This window comes from Chrysiogenia bacterium (assembly GCA_020434085.1).
Taxonomy (GTDB): domain Bacteria; phylum JAGRBM01; class JAGRBM01; order JAGRBM01; family JAGRBM01; genus JAGRBM01.
The window spans coordinates 1-3,246 of record JAGRBM010000176.1; the positions used below are offsets into that span (position 1 = coordinate 1).

Annotated in this window: 3 protein-coding genes; all 3 read right to left on the reverse strand. The window is 59.4% G+C overall.

Translation table 11 applies throughout. The features are described 5' to 3' along the window. The coding region (locus KDH09_05980; protein ID MCB0219226.1) for a hydantoinase/oxoprolinase family protein at positions 1-753 on the reverse strand (753 nt) is incomplete at its 3' end. A 30-nt stretch (positions 754-783) separates the two neighbouring features. Beyond that, complete coding sequence (locus tag KDH09_05985) at positions 784-1,203, reverse strand: acetone carboxylase subunit gamma (protein MCB0219227.1); 420 nt, start codon at positions 1,201-1,203, stop codon at positions 784-786. An 11-nt stretch (positions 1,204-1,214) separates the two neighbouring features. Beyond that, on the reverse strand, positions 1,215-3,137 hold the full coding sequence (locus KDH09_05990) for a hydantoinase/oxoprolinase family protein (protein ID MCB0219228.1): 1,923 nt from the start codon (positions 3,135-3,137) through the stop codon (positions 1,215-1,217). Between the last annotated feature and the right edge of the window lie 109 nt (positions 3,138-3,246).

A 3,246-nucleotide genomic window follows, 5' to 3' on the forward strand; every position in this document is an offset into this window, starting at 1 on the left:
CATTGGCTTTTCGTAACCGCACTCGCGCAGGTTGAGTTCGAGTGCACTCATGGCGTGATACATCGTCGAATGCAGATACGCATCCACAATCGCCGACGTGGAGCGGACGTATTCGCCCTTCCGGCCGCTCACCTGGTGGGCGAGAATGACCGGAATCGATCCCAGCATGTGCCCGGGAAAATCCTCGCGAACAATCTCGCGGAGGCGAATCTCGTGTTCCGGATTGGTCACCGAGTTTGTGAGCGATATAACAATCGCCTCGACGCCCTCGTCCATGAGCTCCCGGACCGCCCGACGGGAATCCTCTACGTCCAGAGGGAATACCGCTTCTCCGCGGTAATTCATTCGCTCCCGAATGCCACGAATGAGGTGCAGCGGCACCAGTGGCTCCGGCCGCGTCGCCGCCGTCAGATCGCGCACCTGATCGAGATCCATGCCTTCGCCGTAACCCCGTCCGCGTGAGATGGCGATGGTCGCTTCAAATCCATGGGTCACCAGCACGCCGACTTTGGGCCCTTTTCGCTCGATCATGGCGTTCGTCCCGAGCGTCGTGGCATAGCGAATCGAATCCGTCTGCTTGAACAGTGACTCCCGTGAAATATCGAGCAGCTTGCATGCAGCCTCGACCGCCTCGTTGAAGCCGTTGGAGAGGTTGTAGTGCGTGGTCAATGCCTTTGTTTCGACAACGCGATCGTTCCAGGCGACCACGCAGTCGGTAAATGTGCCACCGATGTCCACGGCAATTCGGTTCATGTGAGCGATTCTCCTTCGTACCTGCGAGATTCAGTGACTGTGGCCGCAGCCGCCGACGCGCCCGCCCGCGCGCGAATCATCTTCGGGCCCTGCCTCGGGCTCGAGCATCTCGCGGCGTGTCGCCCATTGGGCCTTGAGTGCATCGATATCCAGCTCGATGTCGTGAACAGGTATGTGGCCTGGGACCTGGTACTCGACCTCCACCATCGTTCCGCAGTTGGGGCAGTAGAACTCGTAGATCGTGCAGAACTTCCTGTCCGGGGCGAACGTAAATTCGTATTTGGACGGATCAAGGATGGGCTTGTGCACTTCGTGCGGGTCGCGCTCGTAGATGAGCAATCCCTCCTTGTAATTGTCTCGCGCGCCGGCAATTACGTGACTGCAACGTCGGCATTCCCATTTTTCTGTGTCGAGATCGATTCTCAGGTATTCGGTGACCAGAACTTTCATGGCCTGTCTCCTTACGAAGCATTCCGCGACAGTACGATGTCGCTGCCGGCGGTGAACTCGAAGCGCCAGCCTGGCAGCACGCGCAGCGTGAAATAGGGATCTTCCAGAATCGCCGGTCCGTCAGCCTTCGCACCCGGCGCTTGTTTTTGAACGGGGTAGAGCGGCACTTCCGCGCGGTTACCGCTGGGATCAAGAATCTTGCGGGTGCCGTCCGCAACAGCCGGGGCGCTTGCCGCGCCATTCGCGCCCTCAAAACTGGCGTGCTCAATCACCTTGAAAACGCGCATTCCAAGAACTGCCGAATCAGCGGCATGGATGCTCGCCACTGCCGATGGAAGATCGCGAATGGGCAGTTTTTCGCTTCGCCCATCCCGACTCAGAAACACCCAGCGCTCGGCGGTGCAGTCAGCCAGGGAATATCCTTCGGTCAACATGTCGCGCGCAGCGCGATTCTCCAGATCTTTGAGCAGGCGCTCGAAGTCTTCTTCGCTCACCTTCTGCGGAACCAGCACTTCGTAAGTGTGCCCCACATCGCTGAAGCCGATGCCGAGCGCGCAAAAGACCGCTGCCATCTTTGGCACGACAACCTTGGAGATTCCCGCTGCCTCCGCGACGCTGCACACGGCGAGCGGCCCGGCACCCCCGAATGCCCCAAGCACGGTCTTGTTTGAGATCTTTGTGAACTTCTGAAGAGCCTTGGCGACTTTCTCCACCCACGCCTTTTCCATGGCGAGAAGGGCCTGGTTCTCGTCGAGCCCAAGGGGACCGGCGATGTGAACGTCCAGAGCCGCCTTCGATCGCTTGGAGTCCAGCGACATGGCGCCACCGAAATAGGTCGCGGGATCAATGATTCCGGCAAGTAGTGCAAAGTCCGTGATCGTCGCCTGCGTGCCTCCGAGGCCGAAACAGGCAGGCCCCGGCGTTGCGCCTACACTCTCGGGCCCGACGGCTACTGAGCCCTTTTCCGCGCGGATAATCGATCCGCCGCCGACTCCAACACTGACGAGATCACTGAGCGGAAAGGCAATGGGCGCCCCCTCGATCTGGCCGTATTCGAGTTTTCGAATTTCATCGCTGCTCACAAGGCCGATATCCGTTGTGGTCCCCCCCACGTCCATGGTGAGCACTTCGGCGTAACCATAGTGACGTGCCAGAGCGAGCGCGCCGTCCATTCCGCCCCGGGGCCCGGAACTGTAGGTCTTGAGGGCTGTCGTCTTCGCTACTCGTCCCGCGTCTCCATCGTTGCGATAGATGAGCAGTGGGGAGAGGAATTTCTGCGAACGCAGTCGATTTTCTGCGTAATACAGGAACTTCTCCATGGACGGATGCAGGAATGCATTAAACAGGGCGCTCCAGGTTCGGCGCGCGAAATCCGGATCGGGGCTCAGACCACTGGCTGCCAGGACCGGAACCGTCCCGAGCAGGTGCTCGGGAAATCGTTTTCGAATCAGCTTTTCTACCTTTGCCTCGAACTCCATGGCACCGAAGCTCATCACCAGCCGGTTGGCGCCCGAGAGCGTGAGCTCGTTCACGGCGTCGAGAATCCGAACTTCCAGTGCTTCATCACGCAGGCTCAGGTCGATACGGGCAACACGCTCCCCCACCAGAGCGGCAAGCATCTCGGTAGCCTCATCGGAGACCTGGAGGCTCTTGATGTCGGCGTCTTTCGCCAGCAGGAGCCCCAAGCGCGGGCCCTTGCGCTGAACCAGCGCGTTGGTTCCCTGGGTCGTCGAGTACCGAATTTTCTCTGTGTCCGCGAGAAGGCCGACGACATTCTCCGATCCGTAGACTTCCACCGAGGCTTTACGGAGCCCCTCGAAGAAGCATTCGCTGAGGTCGAATGGTGTGGTCGGAGTCTTGGCACGGAAAACATCCTTGCCCCGGATCACGCAGACATCAGTAAAAGTTCCGCCGTTGTCGATATTGATCAGCATGGGTTTGCCTCTTTATGCCACTCGCTCTCAGGAGCATCTTTCGAGAATGGTGACAACGCAGGCGGCTTCCTCGATCCCGTAGATACCACCGCCGTTTTCTGCGATTGCA

Coding starts and splice junctions, on each gene's coding strand:
- KDH09_05985 (MCB0219227.1), bottom strand. CDS start 1,203: ATGAAAGTTCTGGTCACCGAATACCTGAGAATCGATCTCGACACAGAA.
- KDH09_05990 (MCB0219228.1), bottom strand. CDS start 3,137: ATGCTGATCAATATCGACAACGGCGGAACTTTTACTGATGTCTGCGTG.